The sequence below is a fragment of the Curtobacterium sp. SL109 genome, assembly GCF_026672405.1.
In the GTDB taxonomy this organism is placed as follows: Bacteria; Actinomycetota; Actinomycetes; order Actinomycetales; family Microbacteriaceae; genus Curtobacterium.
The window spans coordinates 3,609,607-3,633,464 of sequence record NZ_JAPPRB010000002.1 but is presented as its reverse complement, the minus strand read 5'-3'; the positions used below and the strand labels follow the sequence as shown (position 1 = coordinate 3,633,464).

20 protein-coding genes are annotated in these 23,858 nt (G+C 72.2%); 9 read left to right on the top strand and 11 right to left on the bottom strand.

All coding sequences use genetic code 11. The annotated features are described in order from the left end of the window. Position 1: 1 nt before the first annotated feature. From atzF to OVA28_RS18535, 5 genes are all read right to left on the bottom strand, one after another. Positions 2–1,744 (bottom strand): allophanate hydrolase, encoded by a 1,743-nt coding sequence (atzF, locus tag OVA28_RS18555; protein ID WP_268098044.1) that lies wholly within the window; start codon positions 1,742–1,744, stop codon positions 2–4. Continuing rightward, positions 1,741–5,463, bottom strand: a complete 3,723-nt coding sequence (gene uca / locus OVA28_RS18550) for an urea carboxylase (RefSeq protein ID WP_268098043.1) — start codon at positions 5,461–5,463, stop codon at positions 1,741–1,743. Before uca ends, atzF begins: the two co-directional genes overlap by 4 nt. Then, entirely contained in the window at positions 5,460–6,152 is a 693-nt protein-coding gene (locus tag OVA28_RS18545; RefSeq protein ID WP_194661572.1) for an urea amidolyase associated protein UAAP2, read from the bottom strand. Before OVA28_RS18545 ends, uca begins: the two co-directional genes overlap by 4 nt. Positions 6,153–6,156: 4 nt before the next feature. Then, positions 6,157–6,993: an urea amidolyase associated protein UAAP1 gene (locus OVA28_RS18540; protein ID WP_268098041.1), complete on the bottom strand. Its 837-nt coding sequence runs from the start codon at positions 6,991–6,993 to the stop codon at positions 6,157–6,159. A 77-nt stretch (positions 6,994–7,070) separates the two neighbouring features. Continuing rightward, the gene (locus OVA28_RS18535; RefSeq protein WP_268098040.1) at positions 7,071–8,690 is read right to left on the bottom strand and encodes an APC family permease; all 1,620 of its coding nucleotides are present in this window, start codon (positions 8,688–8,690) and stop codon (positions 7,071–7,073) included. Between the two features lie 190 nt (positions 8,691–8,880). On the opposite strand from OVA28_RS18535, the gene OVA28_RS18530 reads away from it, so the two are divergent. From OVA28_RS18530 to OVA28_RS18520, 3 genes are read left to right on the top strand one after another with little or no spacing between them, the layout of a single operon-like run. Further along, positions 8,881–9,231 (top strand): PadR family transcriptional regulator, encoded by a 351-nt coding sequence (locus tag OVA28_RS18530; protein ID WP_268098039.1) that lies wholly within the window; start codon positions 8,881–8,883, stop codon positions 9,229–9,231. Next, positions 9,228–9,950: a hypothetical protein gene (locus OVA28_RS18525; RefSeq protein WP_268098037.1), complete on the top strand. Its 723-nt coding sequence runs from the start codon at positions 9,228–9,230 to the stop codon at positions 9,948–9,950. Before OVA28_RS18530 ends, OVA28_RS18525 begins: the two co-directional genes overlap by 4 nt. Then, a complete protein-coding gene (locus tag OVA28_RS18520) occupies positions 9,947–10,525 on the top strand; it encodes a hypothetical protein (protein WP_268098036.1) in 579 nt (192 codons plus the stop codon). The genes OVA28_RS18525 and OVA28_RS18520 overlap by 4 nt, the downstream gene beginning before the upstream one ends. Positions 10,526–10,674: 149 nt before the next feature. Here OVA28_RS18520 and OVA28_RS18515 read toward each other — a convergent pair whose 3' ends face one another. Both OVA28_RS18515 and OVA28_RS18510 read right to left on the bottom strand, forming a co-directional pair. After that, positions 10,675–12,807: a fibronectin type III domain-containing protein gene (locus tag OVA28_RS18515; RefSeq protein ID WP_268098034.1), complete on the bottom strand. Its 2,133-nt coding sequence runs from the start codon at positions 12,805–12,807 to the stop codon at positions 10,675–10,677. A gap of 118 nt (positions 12,808–12,925) precedes the next feature. After that, a complete protein-coding gene (locus OVA28_RS18510; protein ID WP_268098033.1) occupies positions 12,926–14,215 on the bottom strand; it encodes a HupE/UreJ family protein in 1,290 nt (429 codons plus the stop codon). Positions 14,216–14,371: 156 nt separating this feature from the next. Between OVA28_RS18510 and OVA28_RS18505 the strand changes: the two genes are divergently transcribed. Together OVA28_RS18505 and OVA28_RS18500 are read left to right on the top strand one after the other, a co-directional pair. Further along, positions 14,372–15,091, top strand: coding sequence for a hypothetical protein (locus OVA28_RS18505; protein WP_268098032.1), 720 nt, complete (start codon positions 14,372–14,374; stop codon positions 15,089–15,091). 171 nt (positions 15,092–15,262) lie between these two features. After that, positions 15,263–15,613, top strand: coding sequence for a hypothetical protein (locus OVA28_RS18500; protein ID WP_268098031.1), 351 nt, complete (start codon positions 15,263–15,265; stop codon positions 15,611–15,613). A gap of 765 nt (positions 15,614–16,378) precedes the next feature. On the opposite strand, the gene OVA28_RS18495 is transcribed toward OVA28_RS18500, so the two are convergent. After that, positions 16,379–17,854, bottom strand: a complete 1,476-nt coding sequence (locus tag OVA28_RS18495) for an MFS transporter (protein ID WP_268098030.1) — start codon at positions 17,852–17,854, stop codon at positions 16,379–16,381. A gap of 109 nt (positions 17,855–17,963) precedes the next feature. Between OVA28_RS18495 and OVA28_RS18490 the strand changes: the two genes are divergently transcribed. The 3 genes from OVA28_RS18490 (at position 17,964) to OVA28_RS18480 (ending at position 20,532) form a co-directional block, all read left to right on the top strand. Next, entirely contained in the window at positions 17,964–18,533 is a 570-nt protein-coding gene (locus tag OVA28_RS18490) for a TetR/AcrR family transcriptional regulator (protein WP_268098029.1), read from the top strand. 135 nt (positions 18,534–18,668) lie between these two features. Then, entirely contained in the window at positions 18,669–19,382 is a 714-nt protein-coding gene (locus tag OVA28_RS18485; RefSeq protein ID WP_268098028.1) for a GAF and ANTAR domain-containing protein, read from the top strand. A gap of 82 nt (positions 19,383–19,464) precedes the next feature. Further along, positions 19,465–20,532, top strand: coding sequence for a fatty acid desaturase family protein (locus OVA28_RS18480; protein WP_194661582.1), 1,068 nt, complete (start codon positions 19,465–19,467; stop codon positions 20,530–20,532). Positions 20,533–20,535: 3 nt separating this feature from the next. On the opposite strand, the gene OVA28_RS18475 is transcribed toward OVA28_RS18480, so the two are convergent. Continuing rightward, on the bottom strand, positions 20,536–21,018 hold the full coding sequence (locus OVA28_RS18475; RefSeq protein ID WP_194661583.1) for an ATP-dependent zinc protease family protein: 483 nt from the start codon (positions 21,016–21,018) through the stop codon (positions 20,536–20,538). 124 nt (positions 21,019–21,142) lie between these two features. Between OVA28_RS18475 and rimK the strand changes: the two genes are divergently transcribed. Further along, complete coding sequence (rimK, locus tag OVA28_RS18470; RefSeq protein ID WP_194661584.1) at positions 21,143–22,333, top strand: 30S ribosomal protein S6--L-glutamate ligase; 1,191 nt, start codon at positions 21,143–21,145, stop codon at positions 22,331–22,333. 69 nt (positions 22,334–22,402) lie between these two features. On the opposite strand, the gene OVA28_RS18465 is transcribed toward rimK, so the two are convergent. Both OVA28_RS18465 and OVA28_RS18460 read right to left on the bottom strand, forming a co-directional pair. Next, positions 22,403–23,239 carry a hypothetical protein gene (locus OVA28_RS18465; RefSeq protein ID WP_268098027.1) on the bottom strand — a complete coding sequence of 279 codons (837 nt, stop codon included), beginning with the start codon at positions 23,237–23,239 and terminating at the stop codon, positions 22,403–22,405. Beyond that, on the bottom strand, positions 23,229–23,768 hold the full coding sequence (locus OVA28_RS18460) for an RNA polymerase sigma factor (RefSeq protein ID WP_268098026.1): 540 nt from the start codon (positions 23,766–23,768) through the stop codon (positions 23,229–23,231). The genes OVA28_RS18465 and OVA28_RS18460 overlap by 11 nt, the downstream gene beginning before the upstream one ends. Positions 23,769–23,858 lie beyond the last annotated feature (90 nt).

The following is a 23,858-nucleotide window of genomic DNA, read 5'->3' as shown; positions in this document are numbered from 1 at the left end:
CTCAGCCCTGCTCCCGGTAGGCACGCCAGCCGCCGTGGTGGGTGATGTCCTCGGCGCCGACGACCGCCAGGGGCTCGACGAGGAAGCCCGTGACGTCCGAGCCGTCCTCGAGCGTGACGGTGCCGATCGCCATCGGTGCGGGCAGTGCGGTGACGAAGGTCGCGAAGCCCGCGGCGGGCAGGCGCCAGACCTCACCGACGACCGAGCCGGCGGCGGGCCCACTGCCGGACCCGACCGGGCCCGCGCGGACCAGCCCCGGCTTCGGCGGCACCGTGTCGAGGGCGTACAGCCGGTAGTCGGAGGCGGTGCGGGCCTCCCGGACGAACGATCCGCCCGCCGCGACCAGCTGACCGTTCAGCGGCTGGTCGCGGAGGTGCGCTCCCACCACCAGCAGGTCGACCGTGGGGGCGAGGAACGCGGAGGCGAGCGCCGCGAGCCGGCGGTCCGTGAATGCGGGACCGGTCAGCATGACGCCGAACGGCAGCCCGTCGACGAAGCCCGCGGGCACCGCGAGCGAGGCCATGTCGAGCAGGTTCGCGAAGTTCGTGTACCGCCCCATCCGGCTGTTCGCACCGATCGGGTCCGCGGCGACCTCGGCGAGTGTCGGGTGCCAGGTGGTGGTCGGCGTCAGGAGCGCGGTCGTGCCCTCGAGCACCGCGCGACCCGCTGCCCCGAGGGCGTCGAGCCGGGCCATGTCGGCGAACAGCTCCGACGCGCTGGGTCGGGCCCCGCCGAGCACGATCGACGCGACGGACGGGTCGAGGTCCTCGCCGACGAGGTCCCGGTGCGCCTCGATGTGGGCGCCGACGGCCGCGTGCCGCTCGGCGACGAACGCCCCGTCGTAGAGCAGCGCCGCGGCGTCGAGGAGCGGGGCGATGTCGACCTCGACGACCTCGTGCCCGAGTGCGCGGAAGCGGTCGACGGCGGCGGCGAACGCGCTGGCCCACCCGTCCGCGAGCCCCTCGAGCTGGGACGGCAGCGGGACGGCGATGCGCGGGAGCGTCGGGAGTGCGGCGTGGGCGCGGTCCTCGCGGGCGAGCGGGTCGATGCCGTCCGGCCCGGTCATCAGCTCGGCGGCGGTCCTGGCGAGCCCGAGCGACGCTGCGAACACCGTGACGCAGTCCTGCGACCGGCACGCCGGCACGACGCCGGTGTTCGGCACGAGCCCCTTCGTCGGCTTGACCCCGACGAGGTTGCCGAGCGCTGCCGGCACCCGACCGGAGCCGGCGGTGTCGGTGCCGAGCGCGAAGTCGACGATCCCGAGCGCGACGGCCGTGGCGGACCCGCTCGACGAGCCGCCGGAGATCCTGGTCGGGTCCCAGGCGTTCCGGACGGCGCCGAAGGGGGAGCGGGTGCCGACCAGGCCGGTGGCGAACTGGTCGAGGTTCGTCTTGCCGACGACGACCGCACCGGCCGCCCGCAGTCGGGCGACCGCGGTGGCGTCGGCCGTGGGCTCGTACGCGTACGACCTGGCGCCGGCGGTCGTGGGCAGGCCGGCGACGTCGATGTTGTCCTTCACGGCGAAGAGCAGCCCGGCGAGGGGGAGCGACGGGTCGACGCGGGAGGCCTCGGCGAGCACGTCGGCGCGGTCGCGCAGGGTGATCCAGACCTCGGGGCGGTCGACCGCGGCGATCCGGTCGAAGGCATCGTGGACGCGGTCAGCCGCGGTGCTCACGGTGCCTGCAGCGGTCGCGCCGACACCGCTGACACCGCTGACACCGCTGACACCGCTGACGGCGCTCATGCCGGTGCCCCGATCGCGGCGAGGACCTGGCCCGGTGCGACCTGCTCGCCCGGTGTGACGTAGACCTCCAGGACGTGTCCGTCCACGGGTGCGTGCACCATCGACTCCATCTTCATCGCCTCCACGGCCAACAGCTTCTGTCCGGCGTCCACCCGGTCGCCCGGTCGGACGTCCACCTGCCACACCGTCGAGGTGAACGGTGCGGTGACGGCCGTCGACCCCTCGGGCACGGTCACCGCGTCGGGCACGACCACGGCCGGTTCGTCGCGGACGTCGAACTCGCCCGAGGCCCGCCACCGGTCCTTCTCCTCGCCGAACGCCCGGGCCTGCTGTGCCCGGAACGCCGCGATCGAGTCCGCGTTGTCCCCGAGGAACCGGTCGTACGACGCGATCGAGAACTCGCCGTCGACGGTCTCGAAGTCCCCGCGGCCGGCGTCGGTCTCGGCCCGCAGCTCGAGGAGCTCCTCGGCACCGACGGGGTACCACTCGATCCGGTCGAAGAACCGGAGCGCCCAGGGGTCCTCCTGGAACAGCCCGCCGCGGCGGAAGCGGTTCCAGATCTGCACGGTGCGGCCGACGAACTGGTAGCCGCCGGGGCCCTCCATCCCGTAGATGCAGAGGTACGCGCCACCGATGCCGACGGAGTTCTCGGCCGTCCAGGTGCGCGCCGGGTTGTACTTCGTGGTGACGAGTCGGTGCCGGGGGTCGAGCGGGGTGGCGACCGGGGCGCCGAGGTACACGTCGCCGAGGCCGAGCACCAGGTAGCTCGCGTCGAACACCGTGCGGAAGACGTCGTCCACGGAGTCCAACCCGTTGATGCGCCGGATGAACTCGATGTTCCAGGGCGTCCACGGGGCGTCGTTCCGGACGCCGTTCATGTACCGCTCGATCGCCAGCCGGGTCGCGGGGTCGTCCCACGACAGCGGCAGCTTCACGGTGCGCGACGGCACGACGAGCTGGTCCGTCGGCGGGATCTCGTCCTCGAGCTCGCGGAGCAGCCCGGCCACGTCGCGCGCCTTGAGCACGGACGCGTCGGTGTGCACCTGCAGCGAACGGATGCCCGGCGTGATGTCGAGGACGCCCTTCGGCGTGTGCTCCTGCAGCTTCGTCATGAGCGCGTGGACCCGCATCCGCAGCGCGATGTCGAGCGTCATGTCGCCGTACTCGACCAGGACGTTGTCGTCGCCGTCGCGGCGGTACGCCACGCTCGGTCGGGTCGGGGTCGCGTCCAGGCGCGCCAGCACCCCGTCGTCGCCGTCACCGCCGGTGCGCCCGTCGCGTCCCGTGCGCGGGACCGTCCTGGAGGCTCGGTTCGCGATGAGCGCGGCGGCGTCGGTCTCGCGGACGGGGACGAAACGGACGGTGTCGCCCGGGCGCAGCTGGCCCAGCTTCCACAGGTCGCCGCTGGCCACCACCGCGGGGCAGACGAACCCGCCGAGGGACGGCCCGTCCGGTCCGAGGATGATCGGGGTGTCGCCGGTGAAGTCGATCGCGCCGACCGCGTACGGGGTGTCGTGGATGTTCGAGGGGTGCAGGCCGGCCTCGCCGCCGTCCGTCCGCGCCCAGCCCGGCCGGGGGCCGATGAGCCGGACACCGGTCCGTGCGGAGTTGTGGTGCACCCCGTAGTCGGTGGCGTAGAACACGTCGAGGTCCGCCCGGGTGAAGAAGTCCGGTGCCGCGTGCGGGCCCTCGGTGACCGCGATCTCCCACGCGTCCGTCAGTGCCGTGCGGTGCTCGGCCTGGGTCGGGCCGCCGACGAGTCCGAGCCGCGTGCCAGCGGGGAAGGCCGGGTGCGGGGCGTCGGAGTCGGGGGAGCCGGGACGGAGCACGTCGCCGGCGAGCAGGGCCCGGCCCGCGTGGCCACCGAAGCCGCCCAGCGTGAACGTGGCCGCGGAGCCGAGGTAGGTCGGCACGTCGAAGCCCCCGCGCACGGCGAGGTAGCTCCGAAGTCCCGGGCCGGGAGCAGTCCCGAGGGCGAGCGTCTGTCCGGCGGCGACCTCGAGCGGCTCCCACAGCGCGACGGGCTCGCCGTCCAGGGTGAGCGGCACGGGTGCCCCGGTGACGGCGACGACCGCGGCGGCCGAGAACGTCAGCGTGGGGCCGGTCGCGGTGACCTCGAGCGCGGGGGCGCCGTCCGGGTTGCCGACCGCCCGGTTCGCCTCGGCGAAGGACGCGGCGTCGAACGGGCCGCTCGGCGGGACCCCGACCTGCCAGTACCCGAGCCGACCGGGCAGGTCCTGCACGGTCGTCATCGTCCCGGGCACCACGACGTCGATGCGCGGGTCCGGGTCCTCGGTCGTGTCGAGCGTGGACGTCGAGTGCGTCGCCGTGCGGAGCTCGAGGTCGTCGGTGAGCGTGCGGAGGAGCCCCGCGTTCGTGACGATGCCGTCGATGCGGGTCTCGGCGAGGGCGTCCCGGAGCCGGTCGAGGGCGTCGTCGCGGGTCTCCCCGGTCGCGATCACCTTCGCCAGCATCGGGTCGTAGAACGCCGACACCTCGGAGCCGGTCTCGACCCAGCCGTCGACGCGGATGCCGGTCGCGGTGCCGTCGTCGGTCGAGGTGGCGGGGAAGACCGCCTGCGTCACCAGGCCGCTCGACGGCAGCGAGCCCTTGGCCGGGTCCTCGGCGTAGACGCGGGCCTCGACGGCGTGCCCGGTCGGGGTCCAGCGGCGGTCGAACACGTCGTCGGGGATGCCGGCAGCGCCGTCGCGGGCCAGCCGGAGCATCAGCTCGACCAGGTCGACGCCGTAGACCTCCTCGGTGACCGGGTGCTCGACCTGCAGGCGGGTGTTCACCTCGAGGAACGACGCTTCCTCGCGCACCGGGTCGTAGACGAACTCGACCGTGCCGGCGCTGCGGTACCCGATGCTCGCCGCGAGCCGACGGGCGGACTCGTGGAGAGCCTCCCGGACGTGGTCCGGCAGTGCCGGGGCCGGAGCCTCCTCGATGACCTTCTGGTTCCGGCGCTGCAGCGAGCAGTCGCGGTCGCCGATGACGGCGACCCGGCCCTCGCCGTCGCCGAAGAGCTGCACCTCGACGTGGCGGGCCGGTCGGACCAGGCGTTCGAGGAAGATGCCGGCGGCGCCGAAGGCGGCTGCTGCGGTGCGTTCGACGCTCGCGTAGGCCTCGCGCACCTCGTCGAGCGTGGCGCAGGCCTGCATGCCGATCCCGCCACCGCCCCCGGTGGCCTTGAGCATGACGGGCAGGCCGATGCGGTCGGCGGCGGTGACGGCGTCCTCGGCTGAGGCGAGCAGTCCGGTGCCGGCGAGCATCGGAACACCGGCGGCGGCGGCGAGCTCGCGGGCGGTGTGCTTGGCGCCGAACGCCACGATCTGGTCGGCGGTCGGGCCGACGAAGCGGATGCCGGCCGCGGCGCAGGCCTGCGCGAACGCGGTGTTCTCGGACAGGAACCCGTAGCCGGGGTGGACCAGGCCGGCTCCGGAGTCGAGTGCTGCCTGGACGACCGCGTCGATGCGCAGGTACGATTCGCGGGCGGGGGCCGGGCCGAGGCGGACGGCGACGTCGGCCTCGCGGACGTGCCCGGCGGCACGGTCGGCGTCGGAGTACACGGCGACCGTGCGCATCCCGAGCGCCTTGGCGGACCGGATGACCCGGCGGGCGATCTCCCCGCGGTTGGCGACGAGGACGGTGTCGGTGCTGAGGGCGGGACGCCCGTCGGGCGTCGGTGCCGGCGTCGCGCCGGTGTCGAGGGCGGTCACGGCTGCACCACGATCATCCGGAGGGGCGTGCAGGAGAAGTCGTTGCAGGGGTTGTTCATCTGCGGGCAGTTCGACACGATCACGAGCACGTCACGCTCCGCCCGGACCGCCACGCGCTTGCCGGGGGCGCTCATGCCGTCGACGATGCCGAGGGCGCCGTCCGCCTCGACCGGGACGTTCATGAACCAGTTGAGGTTCGAGACCAGGTCGCGGACGCCGAGGCCGTGTCGGGCCGCCTCGGCGAGGAAGTTCTCGCGGCAGCCGTGCTGGTACGCCGTGTGGTGCCCGTAGCGGAGCGTGTTCGACTCCTTCGAGCAGGCGCCGCCGATGGTGTCCTGGCGGTCGATCTCGTTGCCGACGACGGTCATCAGCGGGCGGCCTTCGTTCGACATCAGGACCGTGCCGGTGCGGACGTAGGCGTTGCCCTGCGCGACGAGGGTGTCGGGGACGCTGTACCGCTCGTCGGGGTCGTGCGCGTCGTAGACCAGGCAGTCGGCGCTCTGGTTGCCACCGACGTCGACGATCGTGAGCACCTCGCCGGCCCGCACGACGGCGGACCACGGTGCGAGCGGCGCGACCCGGTCGTCACGGACGACCGTGCCGGGCACGAGCGACTCGCTCCAGTCGAGGACGGCGTCGGGCGCGTGCACGGCGCCGACGGGGACGGTGGAGGTGATGGTGTCGGTCATCGTCTCAGCCTCGTGCTTCCGCGTGGTCGATGGAGTTCAGGTAGGCGCGGGTCAGCTCCGGCGTCGCGGTGAAGCGCTCGTCGGCCGCCGTGGTCGGTTCCCCGCGCCAGGCGTGCACGCGCAGGGGCCCCACGACGTAGTCCGGCCGCGGGTCGAGCGGGTGCGCGACGTTCGCGATGAGGACCAGCAGCGGGAGCTCGGCGACGAGCGTGACGTGGCGCCCGGGCCCTGCCGACCCGATCGGCTCCAGCGCGCCCTCGGGGTCGACCCGCACGCCCTGGAAGAACGAGATGCTCGGCGGCAGGTCGCGCTTGGTGAGCCCGTGCTTGGCGGCGGCCTTCGCCAGCAGCGACCGGCCGCTCGGGGACGGCCCCTCGGGGGCGGCGTCGCCGTACTTCGCGGTGTTCCAGGCGTCGGTCGAGGTGCCGCAGAACGCGTCGTGTCGGCCGGAGGTGTCCTCCACGATCGTGGCGAGGGCCCGACCGTCCCCGCTCAGCAGCGGCGACCCGGCGCCGAGGTACGCCTGCCACGGGATCTTCTGCGTGTCCGCGACGTTGAGGCGTTCCCACGGCTCGATCGCGTTGTAGACGACCGTGTTCGCGCAGGCGTCCCCGGTCGGGTCGTCGAGGCGGATGCGGGAGCCGCGGGCGAGGACCCGGTGCGTGTACCCGCCGGGAGCCACCGTCTCGGCCCAGACCAGGTCGGCGGGGTCGACGCCCTCGGGGACGAACGGGGACGTCGACGCCGGCAGCCAGGGCATGTACTCCGACTGCGACCCGGCCTGCGCGCGGGCGTCGGAGCGCGAGGCGGTCACGCTGTCGGTCTGGTGGAGGTCACGCATGGGGGTCCTTCGTGGTGGAGCGGGTGGGGCGGGGTGGTGCCGGTGCGGCGCCGGGGCGCCGCGGGCGCCGCGGCAGGTCAGGCCTCGGCGGCGGCGGGCACGGCGGTCGGCACGGCGGCCGTGGTCGGGACGTGCGCGAGCGTGAGCGGTCCGTGTGCCCGGTGCCGCCACGACGACCAGGCCCAACCGACGAGCAGGACGCCGCCGATGAACAGCAGCGCGCTGTACTGGAGCCACCAGGAGTTGCCGGTCAGGTCGTAGATCTCCGGGCGGGGCCAGATGAGGTTGACCGCCATGCCGATCTGGAACGCGACGGCCAGGGCGTTCAGCGGGATGCCCCACCGGCCGAGCGTGAAGAGCGGCTTGCCGTCCTCGTCGACCCCGGTCGGGAAGCCTTCGCGCCGCAGCCGGATGCGCTGCACCAGCAAAGGCCCGGTCACCCCGAGGTAGGCCAGGTAGAGCATCGCGATGCACAGGCTCGACAGGGCGGTGAAGATCGCGGACTGCCCGATGTTGACCGCGAGGGCGAGTCCGGCGCCGACACCGACGACGATCGATGCGGCGATCGGGGTGCCGGTACGCGGGGAGACCTTCGCGAGCGTGCGGTGGAACGGCAGCGCTCCCTCGCGGGCCATCGAGAAGACCATCCGGGCACCGGCGGTCTGCACGGCCAGCGTGCACGCGAACACGGCGACCGCCACGGTGCAGAGCAGGAGCCGACCGGCCACCTCGCCGAGCGTCGACGTGATCACCCATGCCAGCCCCTGCGTGGCGAGCTTGCCGTTGGTCAGGCTCGGGGCGGCGACGAGTGCGCCGATGATGAGCAGCCCGCCGCCGAGCCCGGACACCGTCAGCGCACGGACGATCGTCTTCGGGGTCGTCCGTCGCGGGTTGTGGGTCTCCTCGGCCAGTTCGCCCGCGGAGTCGAAGCCGACCATCACGTACGCGGCCATCAGCGAGGACGCCAGGAACGCGAAGACGTACGGCTCGGTGCTCGAGGACCCGACGCTGGTGAACACGACGCTCGCGCTGCGGTGGGGGAGCAGGAACAGCGCGCCGATGAGCACGACGACGCCGACGATCTCGATGAGCACGCCGAAGCTCGTCACGCGGGCCATCAGCCGGACGCTCGTGATGTTGACCACGGTGGTCACGACGAGCATCACGAGGCCGAGCACCACGGCGTTCGCAGCACCCGTCGCGGACGCCAGCGAGGGGTCGGCTCCGGCCCCGCCGACGATCTGGAAGCCGCTCCAGATCGCGGGCAGCACGGCCTGCACGGCGATGGCGGCGACCGCGACGGTGAGGGTCTGGCCGATGATCATCGTCCAGCCGGTGAACCAGCCGAACCGGGACCCGGCCAGGCGGCTCGACCACTGGAAGATCGCCCCGGAGATCGGCCACCGGGCGGCGAGCTGCGCGAAGTTCAGTGCGACCAGCAGCTGGCCGCCGAAGACGAGCGGCCACGCCCAGAAGAACGCGGCACCACCGAGCCCGAAGCCGAGTCCGAAGAGCTGGAACACCGTGGTCAGGATGGACACGAAGGAGAAGCCGGCCGCGAAGGAGGAGAACGAGCCGACCCCGCGGTGCAGTTCCTGTTCGTAGCCGATCCGGGCGGTGTCCTGGGTGTCAGGGCCGGCGGAGCCGGTCGACGTGGTGGCGCGCGGTGCGTGGAGCGGAGCTTCTGGAGAGCGCATGGCTTCAGACCTTTCGCGGAGTACCTGTCGGGTGACAGGTAGTGCGACCAAGTGTCGTGCTGGGCTGTGTCGTCGCCGTTGCCCGGCTGTTTCGGGCATGTGACACGGACGGCCCGCGTGTGAACTTCTCGCGTCGGCGGCCTCCACGGGCGACTTGACCTGCCTGTCCTACATACGTAGAGTCAGGGACGTGGAACCCCTGCAACGCATCACGGCCCCGACGGTCGACGTCCTCACGGCCCTGCTCGAGAACGACGGCCCCGTGTGGGGCCTGCTCGTCGTCAAGGAGACGGGACGCCCGACCGGCACCGTCTACCCGATCCTGGAACGCCTCGAGGAACGGGGGTGGGTCGAGTCCTCGTGGGACGACGACCCCGACCACCGCGGCCCCCGACGCCGTCTCTACGCCTTCACCCCGGACGGCCGTGCTGCAGCCCAGGACCTCCGCCGGTCGTGGGTCCGCACCGAGCGGCCGTCCCGTGCCACCGGTGCCACCGGCCCCGCTCGTGCCACCCGCGTCGGGACGGTGGTGACCGCATGAGCCTCCACGAGCACGTCCTCGCGCTCGCCGTGGCCTGGTCACCGGCAGACCAGCGCACCACCCGCCGCGAGCAGTGGGCCGCCGACGTGCGGGACGCCCACGAGCTCGGCCTCCGCCCCGGCCAGGTCGCCCGCGGCGCGCTGCTCACCACGATCGTGCGACGCACCGCCCGGCTCCCGGGCGACGGACCGGTCGCCCCGGTCATCGTCGTGGCCGCCGCGGTCGTCTCCGTCCTCGTCGCCGTCGCGTTCGAGATGCGCCTCGGCGGGCACTTCGGGTCCGGTCAGTGGGGCTGGTACGGGTTCATCGCGGTCGACGCCCTGCTCGGGTCCGTCCTGCCGGCGCTCGCCGTCGCGGCGGTGCTGGTCGTCCGTGGCACGCGTCGAGCGGCCGTCACGGCCCCGGTCACGGCGCTCCTCGTCCTCGCAGCGGTCGTCGTCGGCACGGCCCCCGTGTGGCTCGGCCCGACGCTCGTCCCCGGGGACTGGATCCTGCCGACCGCGGGTCTCGCCGCGTTCCTGCTCTGCACCGCCGGCCCTGGTGCCCGCTGGGCAGCGCTCGTCCTGCCGACGCTGCTGTCCGTCGTGACGCACCAGTTCGCCGGTCGGATCACGGTTACGTGGCTGCCGTTCGCGGACCACCTCCCCGCGCTGCTGGCGCTCGTCGTCGGCACCCTCCTCGTCCTCAGCTCGCCTCGTCAGGAAGCCTCCGTCGCATGAAGAACCGCACCGTCTACATCACCGCGATCGGGACGGGCGCGGTCGTCCTGACCGCCGCCGTCTGCGTGGTCGGGGGCTTCCTCAGCGGGTCGGTCGACGCCGCCGAGATGCCAGCCAGACCGTCGTCGCTCGCACTCCCCACGGGGCCGGCGCTGCTCACCGCGTCCGCCGGGCCGATCGACCTCGAGCTCACCGTCGACGGGCCACGGGTCGTCACGCAGGTCCACGACGACGGCGAGCTGCAGACCGTCGGCGGCGACCGCCTGCACGCCGGACTCGCAGCGGACCGGGTGCTCACGTCGGGATCGGTGTCGGGCGGCGAGGCCGAGGACACCGACCACGCGTACGGGATGCTCGTCGGGCAGGCCGGCGCCGACGTGACCGCGGTGACGGTCGACGCGGACGGGCAGCGGACCGCAGCCGTGCTGCGGGACGGCCAGTGGGCGGCGGTCTGGACCGTCCGCCACGTCGACGACCTGCCGACGGACGCGACCGTCCGGTACACGACGCGGGACGGTGCGGAGCACCGCGTCTCGACGACTGCCGTCGACGACGTGCGTCCGTCCGACGGGTAGCGCCGGCCGCCGGGGTGGCGCGGTGACGGACGGGAGGCACGGTGCGGGCGGGCACCGAGCCTCCCGTCCGTCACCTGGTCCGGTCCCGGGGTCGCACGGCGGAGGGCCCCGCGACCGTGGTCGCGGGGCCCTCCGGTGAGCGTGTCAGCTCACTTGACCTTCGTGGTGATGGTCGGGCTGGTGCTGCCCGCGATCCACTTGGTCGGGGCGAAGGCCGCGTGCAGCTCGTGCGTGCCCTTGCCGAGCGGGATCGTGGCCGTGGCCGTCCCACCGTGGACCGAGAAGGACTTGAGGGTCTTCGAGCCCTCGTAGACCTTCGTGGTGCCGTTCACCGCCAGCCCGGGGGCCGTCACGGTGACGGTCGCCTTGCCGTTGCTGTAGGTGACCTTGGTGGTCGAGGTCGCCCGGACGACGGTGACCGTGGTGGCGGTCGTCGTCGCGGAGTCGGCCCCGGTCCAGTCGGAGTCGCTCGTGAAGGCCGCACTGATGGCGTGCGTGCCGACGGTGAGCTTCGCCGGCAGGGTGATGACGGCCTTGCCGCCGACCACCTTCGCGGTGCCGAGGGGCGTCGTGCCGTCCGTGAAGGCGACCTGGCCCGAGGTGGCGCCGATGCCGTCGCCGATGGTGGCGGTGACCTGCACGGGCTTGACCGCACCGTAGGGCTGCTTGGCGGCGGAGACCGACACGGTCGTCGTCGTCGCCGGGGTGCTGGCGTCGAGCGTGAACGCGTCGACCGTGGAGCCGATCGGCGCCGGGTCGGCCGAGGCCGTCGGCTTCAGGGTCACGCCGCAGCTGTCGACCTTGCCGTGCTGCACGGCCGAGTTGAGCGTGGTGCAGTCGCTGGCGCGGACCGTGGTGACGGCGAGGTTGTCGTCCGTGACGCCGACCTTGACGTAGGTGCGGACGTGCTCCTGGTTCTCGACCGAGTTGGCGAAGTGACGCTGGCCGGTCGGGTCGAGCGGGTCCGGGCCGTAGCCGCCCTGGGTGGAGTCCGGGGTGGTCAGGTCGTAGTACTTCGAGCCCGACGCCGAGTTCGCGGTCAGGTAGATGACGCCACCGGGGCCGGCGAAGACCTCGTCAGCGCCCGGCTGCTCGTCCGGGTTGGCCTTCTTGCCGTTCTTGATCGCGTAGCTGCGCGAGTAGGAGTGGTCGTGGCCCTGCAGGACGATGTCGACGCCCATGTCGGAGAACGCACGCGTGAAGTCGAACCGGCGCTGCTGGTTGTCCTTGTCGTTCGCGTGGTCGGCTGGCGAGTAGATCGAGTGGTGGTAGACCAGCGCGGTCCACTTCGCGTCGTCACCGTGGCGGGTGATCACGTCGCGGACGTAGTTCACGTGCGCTGCGTCCGAGCCGCCCGAGTAGGCGTTCGAGTTGATGTCGATGAACAGGACGCCCTTGTACATGTACCAGTAGTCGCCGCCCGAGTTCGCGGCGGTGTTGCCACCCGGGTAGAAGTCCGGCACCTTGAGCGAGTTCGGCAGCTGGTTGTGCTGCTCGTACGACTTGCCACCGACGTCGTGGTTGCCGATGGTGGAGGCCCACGGGTAGCGCTTCAGCACGTCGCTGCTGTCGGCGAACGCGCCCCACTGGTACTCGTTGTTCGCGTTCTCGACCTGGTCGCCGCCGGAGACGAGGAGCTCGGCGTCCTTCTCCTTGGTCGTCGCGTACTCCAGGGTGTCGGCCCAGCCAGCACCGTCGTCGTCGACGAAGCCCGACGAACCGATCTGCGGGTCACCGAAGAACAGGAAGTCGAAGTCGCCGCTGAAGCTCTTCGTGGTGAACGTGTACGGGGTCGACCAGGCGGAGCCGTCCGCGGCACCGACGTGGTACGTGTACGTCGTGTTCGGCTCGAGGCCGTCGATGACCGCGTGCGCGTTGACGTAGCCGGCCTCGTTGGTGATGCCCGCGATGGTCTTCGTGCTGCTGTCGGTCGTGCTGGTGTCGGCCGCGGTGTTCGCGGTCGCCGATGCACCGATGGTCTTCTTCGCGTCGGTGAAGACGCCGCCGGTCATCGAGTCGGTCTTCTGGATCTCGACCGACTGGGCGACGTTGGTCGGGAAGTACCAGGACGCGATGCGCTGGCTCTCGGTCGCGCCGACGCCGAGCAGGATGTGGATCGGGCCGCCGGTGGAGATGTTCGTGGTCGGCGTGTTCGTGGCCGCGGTGGCGGTGCTGGTGCCCATGAAGGAGGCACCCGCGAGGAGCGCCGCCCCGAGGACTGCGCCGCCGACGCGGAGGGTGGTGGATCTGCGCCGGGTGCTGGCGCCAGACAAGAGACTCATGGAGGGTCCGTTCTCGTGGACAGGGGTGTGTGCTGCACGGAAGACTCTGCATTCGCCTGGCAACGCCTTGGTGAACGCTGTGTGTCCATCCGTTCCGGGTTGGAAGCTGTTCAGCCGGTCAACCCGCCGCGAGCCGTTCCACGAACCAGATCATCCCCATCACGAACACCCCGGCGGTCACGATCCCGGTGACCCAGAGCGACGCCCGGTGGGCCTTCCGACGCAGCAGTGAGAGCGGCGGGAACACGATCACGATGATCGCGAGCTGCACGGCCTCGATGCCGACGTTGAAGATGAGCAGCGACACGAGCAGCTGCCAGGAGAACGCCTCGTGGATCCCGAGCGCCCCGGCGAACCCGAGTCCGTGGATGAGTCCGAACGCGAACACGACCGCCAAGCGCGTCCACCCGGCACGGTCCAGGGCGAACCGACCACCGTCGGGCACGATCAGCTCGTCCGCGTGGGAGCGCCGCCGGAACAGCCGCCAGAGGTACCAGCCGGCGACGGCTGCGATCGACAGGGCGATGAGCGGCTCGACCACGATCGACGGTGGGCTCACGACCCCGAGCGCCGCCAGGATGAACGTGATCGAGTGCGCGATGGTGAACGCCGACGCGGTGAACACGACCTCGCGCAGGCGGCGTGACCCCGCGATGAGCGCGACGAGGAACAGGATGTGGTCGATCCCGGTCAGCAGGTGCTCGGCGCCGAGCTGGAAGAACTCCCAGAACCGGGCACCGGCGGACTGCTCGGTCGAGAACGAGGGTCGGTCGGCGTCGAGCGTCGCGGAGCCCTCCTGCGCGTCCACGGCGTAGGTGACGATCGTCTTGGTGTCCTTCACGAACGTCTCGGAGTCCGGGAACAGCGTCGAGGTGACCACGTGCCCGGCGACCGTGTGCGCGGACGTCGTCGGGCAGTGGAAGTCGGCGACGACCTCGGCGTACGGCACCTCGTCCTGCATGTCGACGTGCATCGGCTGCTGCAGGGTGCCCCGGCACTCGCGGCCCCCGGAGGTCACGGAGAACCGGTCGAGGACGTAGTCGGCCATGGTGTCCCGGTGCTGCTCGGCGATCCGGGTCATGGCGGGGAAGTCCCCGTCGTCCCACGCTGCCTGGCCCTGCCGGTAGAACGCGTCGGCGTGCTCGCTGGTGCCGACGGAGACGAGCATCAGGTCGTACTCCAGGCCCAGCCGTGCCCGTACGACCCCGGAGTCCTCGGAGGTCACGTGGGCGTAGACGACCGAGCTGAATCCGTGCGCCGAGGCGGGTGCGGCACCGCCCACGAGCGCGACCAGGACGGTGCCGAGGAGGACGAGCGCGCCGAGGACCGTGGCGGCCACACGGGCCAGGACTGCGGTGGTGCGGGGGGAGCGGCGTCGGGACGCCGTGCGGGGGGTTCCGGGGATCACCGGCCAGACGATCTCCACCCCTGGCGACCGGCAGGGAAACAGCAGGTGACCAGCAGCTGGACAGCGTTCGGACAGGTGCCCATGACGGACGACGCGGCACCCGGGCCGTGGTTCCATGGTCGCGATCCGCCCGCCGACCCGCCCTTGGAGCCCTCCGTGACCAGCCTCGTCTCCCGCACGACGTCCCTGCTGGCGGCCGTCGCGGTGCTCGGTGCCGGGGCACTGCTCCTCGCCGGGTGCTCGTCCGCGTCCGAGGGCACGGCCGAGCCCCGCGCGACCGCCACCGCGGGCACGCTCGACGCCGGGTTCTGGGACGCGAGCCACCCGCCGGCGCCGGAGTCCACCGTCAGTCCGTCACCCGGGTCGTGGAAGGGCGTGCACCCGCCGTCGGGCTACCGCGTCGTCCTGCTGTCCGCGGGGGACGTCGACGCGGACGGCGATGGCGAGACCGCCGCGTCCGCACCGACGCAGGCGCTGGTCGGGGCCGTCGATGCCTGGGCCGACACCGAGGGCGTCACCCTGACCCGGGTCCAGCCCCGAGGGAGTGAGAACGTGCTCGACGCCGTCGCCACCGCGGTCGGCAAGCACGCCGACCTGGTCATCAGCGTCGGCAACGACATGGTCGACCCGATCGCCGCGATGTCCCCGAGCGCGTTGCACCAGCAGTTCCTGGTGCTCGGGGCCGAGATCGCCGAGCCCACCTCGAACGTCACCGCCGCCGACTGGACCGGCGCGGGCTACCGCGGCGAGGGACTCGGCACCGCGAGCCACCACGACCCCGCGAGCTTCACCGAGGAGCGCGCCGGACGGGCACTCCGCGCGGGCGTCGCCGCCGTGCTGCACGGCTACAACGGCACCGTCGTCTGGGTCGCGTGAGCCCCGACCACCGTTGTGCGGACAGCGACCACCGTTCTGCGGACACTCGCGGACCGGGTGCGGTGCGCCGGACGTATCCTGACGACGGAAGCAACGACGATTCCGGCCGAGCCTCGCATGGTCCGAACCGACGTGTCCGGGTGCGAGACGCAACCTCCTGACCCGAGCGACATGACAGAACACATCATCGAGTACGTCGCCCGTGACCGAACGGGCATCACCGCCGTCATCACCACGACCGGCGTCATCGACGTGGACACCGTGATCCACAACATCAGCTCAGGGCACTCCGGCTACGTCGTCCGCGCGGGCGAGTGGCGTCGTGCCCCCGTCCGCAGCCTCTCCGTGCTGGGCGGTGCCTACCTGTTCGCGAACTGGGACGGCTCCAAGCGCAACAACCTGCACGACGTCGCGTTCCAGGCGCCGACGCGTCCGGCCCGTCCGCAGGGCCCCGGCGGGTTCGTCGCAGCGCTGACGACGGCGCTCGCGATCTTCTTCGGCCGGGACCGCCGCAGCGCCTGACCTGACCTGACCAACCCGGTCCCGGTCGCGGTCCCGGCCGCCCCGCCCCGCCCCGTCTCGGCTCCGCTCGGCAGACGGGTTCGCGAACCGCGCGCTGAAGGATCTGGTCGGCTCGACCCGAGATCCGCCGACCGGATCCGTCATCGGCCCGAACGAACGTCGGTCCGGGCCGGCCCCGGACGGGAGGCGCGAACCGACTCCGCCACGAGCCTCCGGTTCGCGTCGCCGACCGGGAGGTGTGGGTCGACCCCGCCACGAGCCTCCGGTTCGCGTCGCCGACCGGGAGGTGTGGGTCGACCCCGCCACGCGCCTCCGGTTCGCGTCGCCGACCGGGAGGTGTGGGTCGACCCCGCCACGCGCCTCCGGTTCACGTCGCCGAGCGGGACGCATGGGTCGCGCCCGGCCCCGCGCCTCCCGTCCGCGTCGCCGACCGGGAGGTACGGGTCGACCCCGCCACGAGCCTCCGGTTCGCGTCGCCGACCGGTCACGACGCCCCGCTCACGTCCGCCGAGCGGTCACCGGCTGTCGTTCGGACCACGCGGAGCCGACGGTCCCTGGCCACTCGCGGAACCCCGTCGGGGTGTCGTGACCACTCGTCGCCGGCTGTCGTACGCGCTCGCGCGCGCTCCCACGCGCCCCGCACCGTGCGGGGTCCTGCGGCTGGTGCGAGGCTGACCACCCTGTGCGCCGCATCAACCGCGCACGGAGTGGCCGACCTCGCACCAGGACGCGCCCGCGCCGCCCGCAACCGCGCCCGCGCGCCGCCTACTGCGTGACGCCGTCGAGGTCGTCGACCCCGGCGGCGACCGCCGCGGCACGGCGTGCACGCATCGACGGAGCGGCGACGGCCGCGAGGACCGCCAGCACGGCGACCCCGGTGCACGCCCAGAAGCCGATCGTGAACGCGTCGTCGGTGGGGAGCCCCTGCGCGGTGCTGTGCGAGGTGATCAGCGCGGCGATGACGGCGGTGCCGACGCTCGAGCCGATCGTCCGGACGACGGTGTTGGCGCTGATGGCCTCGCCGGTCTGGTTCGCGGGGACGCTCTCGATGATGGCGTTCGAGCACGCGGCCAGGGCCAGGCCGATGCCGATGCCGGTGAAGACGCCGGAGACGACGACCTGCCAGAGCTCGCCGTGGGCGATCGCGGGCAGCAGGAACGCGACGACGATCGAGATCCCGCCGAGCAGCATCGGCGGCTTCGGGCCGATGCGACGCACCAGGATGCCGGCGATCGGTCCGGCGATGACCATCATGACGACGGTCGGCAGCAGGAAGAGCCCGGCCTGGGTGACGTCCTTGCCGAAGCCGTAGCCCAGCGCGCTCGGCAGCTGCAGCAGGGTCGGGACGAGCACGAACGTGCCGAACATCGCGAAGCCGAACACCAGTGCGACCAGGTGCGCGGTCCACACCCCGCGCACGGCGAAGTGCCGGACGTCGATCAGCGGCTCGGCGACGCGGAGCTCGACGAGCACGAACGCGACGAGCGCCACGGCACCGAGAGCCAGCAGCCCGACGGTCTTGGCGTCGCCCCAGCCCCAGGTCTCGCCCTCGCTGACGGCGAGCAGGATCGCGACGAGGGACACCGCGAGCACGCCCGTGCCGAGCATGTCGAGGCGGCCGGGCTTGCGCACCGGGGACTCGGGCATGCCGAACACGGCACCGAGCAGCGCGATCACGACGAGCACGGCGGGCAGCCAGAACAGCCAGTGCCACGACAGGTGCTCGACGATCGGGCCAGCGGCGACGATGCCGACACCGGCACCGATGCCGAAGATCGCGGAGAGCAGGCCGATCGTGACGCTGACCTTCTCCTTGGGGAGCTCGTCGCGGACGATGCCGATCGAGAGCGGCATCACGGCTCCGGCTGCGCCCTGCAGTGCCCGCGCGACGATGAGGGTGCCGAGGTTCGGCGCGAGGGCGGCGAGGACAGCCCCGACGAGCAGGATCGTGAGCACCACGATGAGCACCTTGCGCTTGCCGACCATGTCCCCGAGGCGACCGAGGATCGGCGTGAGCACCGACGCGGACAGCAGGTACGCCGTGAGCACCCAGCTCGTGGCGCTCGTCGAGGCGCCGAGGTCCCTGCCGATCGTCGACAGCGCCGGAGCGACGAGGGACTGCAGGACCGCGAACGACAGGCCGCCGAGCGACAGGTAGACGATGATCGCCGTGCTGTTCGGACGACGGCCGTCCGTGGTCGGGTGGGAGCCGGTGCGGGGGCTCGCCATGGTCTCGGTCATCGTGCTCCGTCTGGTCGATGTAAACAGCTGCTGACTCGACGAGGGTACGCGGTTCGGCGCTGATGTCAACAACTGCTTACATCCCGCCGCGGACCGCTACGCTTCGACCATGAGCAAGGACGCCACGGCCACCCGGCTGCTCCTCGTGCAGGCCGCCCGGCGCCGGTTCGCGTTCGACGGCTACCGCGCCACGACCGTGCGCGACATCGCCGCGGACGCCGGGGTCAACGTCGCGCTGATCAATCGGTACTTCGTGTCGAAGGAGGGGCTCTTCCGCGCCTGCCTCGACCGCGCGGTGCGCGACCTCGACCCGGGGGAGGACGCCACCGGGCACCTCGACCGAGCCCTCCGCGGACTCATCGGACACGTCCTCCGCTCACCCACCGACGAGGACTCGATGCAGCTCATGCTGCTCCTGCGGACCTCGGGCGACGAGGGCGTCGACACGATCCGCCGCGAGACCCTGCACCGCTACGCCGAACGCCTGGCGCAGGCGGTCGGCGACCAGGTCACCGAGGACCTGCTCATCCGCGCCGAGATCGCGCTGTCGGTCGTGCTCGGCATGACGATGCTGCGGACCGCCACGCGGGTCGAGCCCCTCGCCTCCGCCTCGGAGGACGCCGTCGCCGGCCCGCTGGACGACGCGCTCCGCGCGCTCCTGACCGGACCCACTGCCTGACGGGAGGCCCGTGGCGGGGCCCACACGAGCCTCCCGTCCGGTGGTCAGCACCGCACTCGCTGTCCGTCCGGCCCACCGGGACCGAGTACCGTCCAGCATGGACCGTCCGACGCCGACCGGCAGGGAGCACGCCTCGTGACAACCACCCGCGAGCACCGCCTCGTCGACACGTTCGTCGCCCTGACGGACACCCTCGTCGACGACTACGACGTCGTCGACCTGCTGCAGACCCTCGTCGACCGCGCCGTCGAGATCTTCGACGCGGCGGCGGCGGGGATCCTGCTGCTCAACCAGGACCACGAACTCGAGGTGCTGGCGTCGACCAGTGAACGGTCGAGCTTCGTCGGGCTGCTCCAGCTCAACGCCGGCGACGGCCCCTGCATCGAGTGCTTCACGACCGGCGAGCCCGTGTCCGCCGAGGACCCGGCCGAGATGCGCCGGCGCTGGCCGGTGTTCGCGGCGGCGTCCGCCGAGGCCGGCTTCTCCTCGGTGCACGCGATCCCGATGCGGCTGCGCGACACGGTGCTCGGCTCGCTCAACCTGTTCCGCGAGGACGAGGGGGCGCTCAGCCCTGCCGACGCCCTCGCCGCCCAGGCCCTCACCGACGTCGCGACGATCAGCATCCTGCAGCAGCGGACGCTCGAGCAGGCGAGCGTCACCCAGGCCCAGCTGCAGCGCGCCCTCGACAGCCGCGTCGTGATCGAGCAGGCCAAGGGCTTCATCGCGCACACGCACCACGTCGACATGCAGGCGGCGTTCGCGATGCTCCGGCAGCACGCCCGAGCCAACCGCGAACCGCTCGTCGACGTCGCCCGCGCGGTCACGGAACGCCGCTTGACGCTGTCCTGACGGACGGGGCTCCCGCTCCACTACGCTCGGGACCAGTGGCCCCGGACCCCGGCTGCGGTACTGCCCGACCGGAGGACCCTCAATGAGCGAGATCATCACGACCGGACCACGTCCCGGCACCAGTGGCACGTCCAGCTACACGGCGCTGCTCGCCCGGATCAAGGACGAAGGCCTGCTCGGCCGCCGCACCGGCTGGTACTGGGGACTCATCGTCGTCCTCGTCGCCCTGCTGGCGCTCGCCGGAGCCGCGTTCGCCGTGCTCGGCGACTCGTGGTGGCAGCTCGTCATCGCCGGCGTGCTCGGTCTGCTCTTCACGCAGTTCGCCTTCCTGGCGCACGAAGCGGCCCACCGCCAGGTCTTCGCCTCGCACACGTGGAACGACCGCGCTGCCCGCTACGGCGGCACGCTCCTGACCGGGATCAGCTACGCCTGGTGGACCGGCAAGCACACCCGGCACCACGCCAACCCGAACACGGTCGGCAAGGACCCGGACATCTCCTTCGACGCGATCTCCTTCCGCCCCGAGGACGCCGCCAGCCGCACCGGCTTCCTGCGCGTGCTCGTCCGGGTGCAGGGCTGGGCCTTCTTCCCGATGCTGCTCATCGAGGGCGTCAACCTGCACTGGCAGTCGATCCGCACCTACACGAGCCGCGGTCCGGTCAAGGGCCGCTGGTCCGAGGCCTCGGTGTTCGCGGTCCGCTTCGCGCTCTACCTCGGCGTCGTCTTCTGGTTCCTGCCGCTCGGAATGGCGTTCGCGTTCCTCGGCGTGCAGCTCGCCGTGTTCGGCTTCTGCATGGGCATCGCCTTCGCGCCGAACCACAAGGGCATGCCGATCATCGAGCCCGGTCGCCGCGTGGACTTCTTCTCACGCCAGGTCCTGACCTCCCGCGACATCACCGGCGGGCGCTGGGTCGAGTACTTCATGGGCGGCCTCAACCACCAGGTCGAGCACCACCTGTTCCCGAACATGGCCCGACCGAACCTCCGGGCCGCGCGGGTCATCGTGCGCGACTACTGCAAGACGCAGGGCGTGCCGTTCACCGAGACGACCCTCGTGCAGTCGTACGCGATCGTCGTGCGCTACCTCAACGAGGTCGGGCTGGCGGCGGCGGACCCGTTCGCGTGCCCGATGGTCGAGCGGCTGCGCTGAGCCTCAGGCGCGCCCGCGGTTGCGGCGGCGGATCTCCTTCGGCGCCCGGCCTGCCTGGAACGACCGCGCCGGGTCGACGACGAAGCCCTGCCGCAGCGCCTCGCGGCCGATGAGCATCCGGAAGCCCATCTGGTCGCGGTTGCTCAGGGTGACCTCGGCCTCCACCGTGCGGCCGGCGAGCTCGATCGCGGTCAGGACGACGATGCGCTCCTGCGCGTGACCCGACGAGCTCCGGACGACGCGGCGGTCGTGGACGTCGCACTCGACGGTCGCCTGGTCGGCGTCCGAGTCCTGCCAGGGATGCACCGAGAACCGCACCCGGTCACCCGGCAGCTCCTCGAGGTCGAACGCGTGCAGTGCCGAGGTCCGTGCGCCCGTGTCGAGCTTCACCTTGATCCACGGGATGTCCAGGTCCGGCAGCGCGGCCCACTCGCGCCAGCCCGAGACGATCGGCGTGCGCCGCGTGGGCTTCGGGTCGTCGGCCATGCGCCCATCCTGGCAGGGCAGCACCCGCGGCGCGTCGATCGCGGCCCGCGGCACGCCCGCGGGGCGGTTCGTCTGCCAGCATGGAGCGTCGCCGTCGCCACCCCCGAACCCGCGGAGCCTCCCGATGAAACTCGCCATCCTCTCGCGCGCCCCGCAGGCGTACTCGACGCAGCGACTCCGCGCGGCGGCGCTGGACCGCGGCCACGAGGTCAAGGTGCTCAACACCCTGCGCTTCGCCATCGACCTGACCGGGGACGCGCCCGACCTGCAGTACCGCGGCAAGCTGCTGTCCGACTACGACGCCGTCCTGCCGCGCATCGGCAACTCGATCACGTACTACGGCACCGCGGTGGTCCGGCAGTTCGAGCAGATGGACGTCTACACGCCGAACACCGCGAACGGCATCACCAACTCGCGCGACAAGCTCCGGGCCAACCAGATCCTCTCGCGGCACGACATCGGCATGCCGGCGACGACGTTCGTCGCCGGTCGGGCCGACGTCCGCGGGGCCATCGAGCGGGTCGGGGGAGCGCCCGTCGTCATCAAGCTGCTCGAGGGCACCCAGGGCATCGGCGTGATCCTGGCGCCAGAGGCGAAGGTCGCCGAGTCGATCGTCGAGACGCTGCACTCCACGAAGCAGAACGTGCTCATCCAGCGCTTCATCGCGGAGAGCCGCGGGAAGGACATCCGCGCGCTCGTCGTCGGCGACCGGGTCGTGGCCGCCATGCGCCGGAGCGCCAGTGGCGACGAGTTCCGGTCGAACGTGCACCGCGGCGGCACGGTGGAGCAGGTCACGCTCACACCGGAGTACGAAGAGGCGGCGGTCCGTTCCGCGCAGATCATGGGGCTCCGCGTCGCCGGCGTGGACATGCTCGAGGGCAACGACGGCCCCCTGGTGATGGAGGTCAACTCGTCCCCGGGGCTCGAGGGCATCGAGCGCGCCACTGGCCTCGACATCGCCGGCGCGGTCATCGACTTCATCGCGAACCAGGTCGCCTTCCCCGAGATCGACGTCCGCCAGCGCCTGTCGGTGTCGACCGGGTACGGCGTCGCGGAGCTCCTCGTGCACACGAACGCGGACCTGGTCGGCAAGACGATCCACGAGTCCGGCCTCGGCGACCGCGACATCACCGTGCTCACGCTGCACCGCGGCTCGACGGTGATCCCGAACCCCCGCGGCACGGTCACCCTCGAACCGGGCGACCGGCTGCTCTGCTTCGGCAAGCTCGAGGAGATGCGCTCGATGATCCCCGAGCGCCGCAAGCGCCGCGCGAAGCTCCGGAAGCTCCCGAAGGAGCCGCTGCTCGAACCGTGACGCCAGCGGCGTCCGTGACGACGGGCGGGAAGCGCCCCCCAGTGACCGCTTCCCGCCCGTCGTCGGTCATCAGAGGTCGCAGACCGAGGTGGGCAGGTTCTTGTCGGAACTCACCCACACCGAGTCGACGTGCGCCCCGTCGTTGTCGAGTTGGAACGAGACCAGGCCGTCGGGCAGTTCCAGGTCCCACCTCGACCACGCGCCGCTCGCCGTGGAGACCTTCTCCTGCAAGGACGGGTACGCCGCGTGCAGCGCTTCGGAGCTCGATCCGACGCCGATGCCCGCCGGTGTCGTGGGCCCGGCCGTCGTCGTCCGGGGCCGGTCCCCCTCGGCCCCGATGAGCACACCCGTCACCCGGTCGTCGTCGTCGGTGATCCGCAGCGTCGGGCTGCCGTCGCGCGCCCAGGTCCCCGGCGCCGTGCAGCTGCTCGGTGACGCGGGTACCAGCCGGTACGCCTGTTCGAGGTCGTCGCTCTCGGCCTCCGTGGGGCCGCCGAGGGCGACCGGGCCGACCTCGTTGCCGGAGACGGTCCATGTGGATGGGTCGTCGAGTGCGAACGCGCCCTTCGTGGGCGTGACAGAGGGTGTCGCCGAGGGTGTCGGCGCGGGGTCCGGCGTCTCCTCGACGGGTGCCGCCGCGGGGGTGCTGGGTGCTGCCGGTTCGGTGGGGCTGGGCGTGGAGGTGGGTGCTGGTGCGGCGGCGAACGGCTGCGGGATCATGCCGAGGGCGACGCCGCCGCTGGTGGCGCCGAGGCCGAGGAGTGCGATCACGCCGATGGCGATCCCGGTGCGACGGCCGCGCCGGCGGGGTGCCGGCTTCCGGTCCTCCGCGCGGTCGAGCACGCTCTGCTTCATCGCGACGAGCATGCGCTGCAGGTCGTCTCCGGTGGGGGGCTCAGTGTTCATCGTGCATCACCGCCTTCTTCAGTCGGGCTCGGGATCGGGAGACGCGCTGGGTGACGGCGCCGACGCTGAGGCCGAGGATCTCTGCGGCTTCGGCGTAGGAGTGGCCCTCGAGGAGGCAGAGCTCGCAGATCCGTCGGTCGACGGGTGCCAGGGCGGCGATCTCGTCGCGGACCCAGCGCAGGCGCTCGCGGGCCTCGGCGGCGTCCGCGCGGGCCGGCAGGTCCTCCGGCAGTTCGTCACCGGCGCCCTTCGCCAGGCGTCGCGCCTGGTTGCGGGCGTGGTTCCGGCAGACGACCAGCAGCCACGGCAGCAGCGCGCTGGTGGCGAGGTCGATCGTCGCCGCCTTCTGCCAGAGCGTCAGGAACGTGTCCTGCACGAGTTCCTCGACGTCCTGTCGGCGTTCGGCCTGTGCCCATGCGTAGCGGGTCAGGGTGGGTGCGAAGCGGTCGAACGCGTCGGCGAGTGCCGTACGGTCCCCGTCCGCGAGCCGCCGCGTCAGTGTCGCGTCGGCTTGGGTGTCGTCGTCCACGGTTGCCCCCTCTCACCTGAAGAAGTGTCCGGTACCGCCCGATCCTGACGAGCCGTCACACCCATCGGCGTGTCGCACGGGTGCGCCAGT

Bases quoted from the DNA above. Each gene is read 5' to 3' on its own strand.
- OVA28_RS18520 (WP_268098036.1), top strand. From the start codon at position 9,947: ATGAAGAACCGCACCGTCTACATCACCGCGATCGGGACGGGCGCGGTC.
- OVA28_RS18480 (WP_194661582.1), top strand. From the start codon at position 19,465: ATGAGCGAGATCATCACGACCGGACCACGTCCCGGCACCAGTGGCACG.
- OVA28_RS18465 (WP_268098027.1), bottom strand. From the start codon at position 23,239: ATGAACACTGAGCCCCCCACCGGAGACGACCTGCAGCGCATGCTCGTC.
- OVA28_RS18500 (WP_268098031.1), top strand. From the start codon at position 15,263: ATGACAGAACACATCATCGAGTACGTCGCCCGTGACCGAACGGGCATC.
- OVA28_RS18495 (WP_268098030.1), bottom strand. From the start codon at position 17,854: ATGACCGAGACCATGGCGAGCCCCCGCACCGGCTCCCACCCGACCACG.
- OVA28_RS18515 (WP_268098034.1), bottom strand. From the start codon at position 12,807: ATGAGTCTCTTGTCTGGCGCCAGCACCCGGCGCAGATCCACCACCCTC.
- OVA28_RS18490 (WP_268098029.1), top strand. From the start codon at position 17,964: ATGAGCAAGGACGCCACGGCCACCCGGCTGCTCCTCGTGCAGGCCGCC.
- OVA28_RS18475 (WP_194661583.1), bottom strand. From the start codon at position 21,018: ATGGCCGACGACCCGAAGCCCACGCGGCGCACGCCGATCGTCTCGGGC.
- OVA28_RS18540 (WP_268098041.1), bottom strand. From the start codon at position 6,993: ATGCGTGACCTCCACCAGACCGACAGCGTGACCGCCTCGCGCTCCGAC.
- OVA28_RS18535 (WP_268098040.1), bottom strand. From the start codon at position 8,690: ATGCGCTCTCCAGAAGCTCCGCTCCACGCACCGCGCGCCACCACGTCG.
- OVA28_RS18545 (WP_194661572.1), bottom strand. From the start codon at position 6,152: ATGACCGACACCATCACCTCCACCGTCCCCGTCGGCGCCGTGCACGCG.
- rimK (WP_194661584.1), top strand. From the start codon at position 21,143: ATGAAACTCGCCATCCTCTCGCGCGCCCCGCAGGCGTACTCGACGCAG.
- OVA28_RS18525 (WP_268098037.1), top strand. From the start codon at position 9,228: ATGAGCCTCCACGAGCACGTCCTCGCGCTCGCCGTGGCCTGGTCACCG.
- atzF (WP_268098044.1), bottom strand. From the start codon at position 1,744: ATGAGCGCCGTCAGCGGTGTCAGCGGTGTCAGCGGTGTCAGCGGTGTC.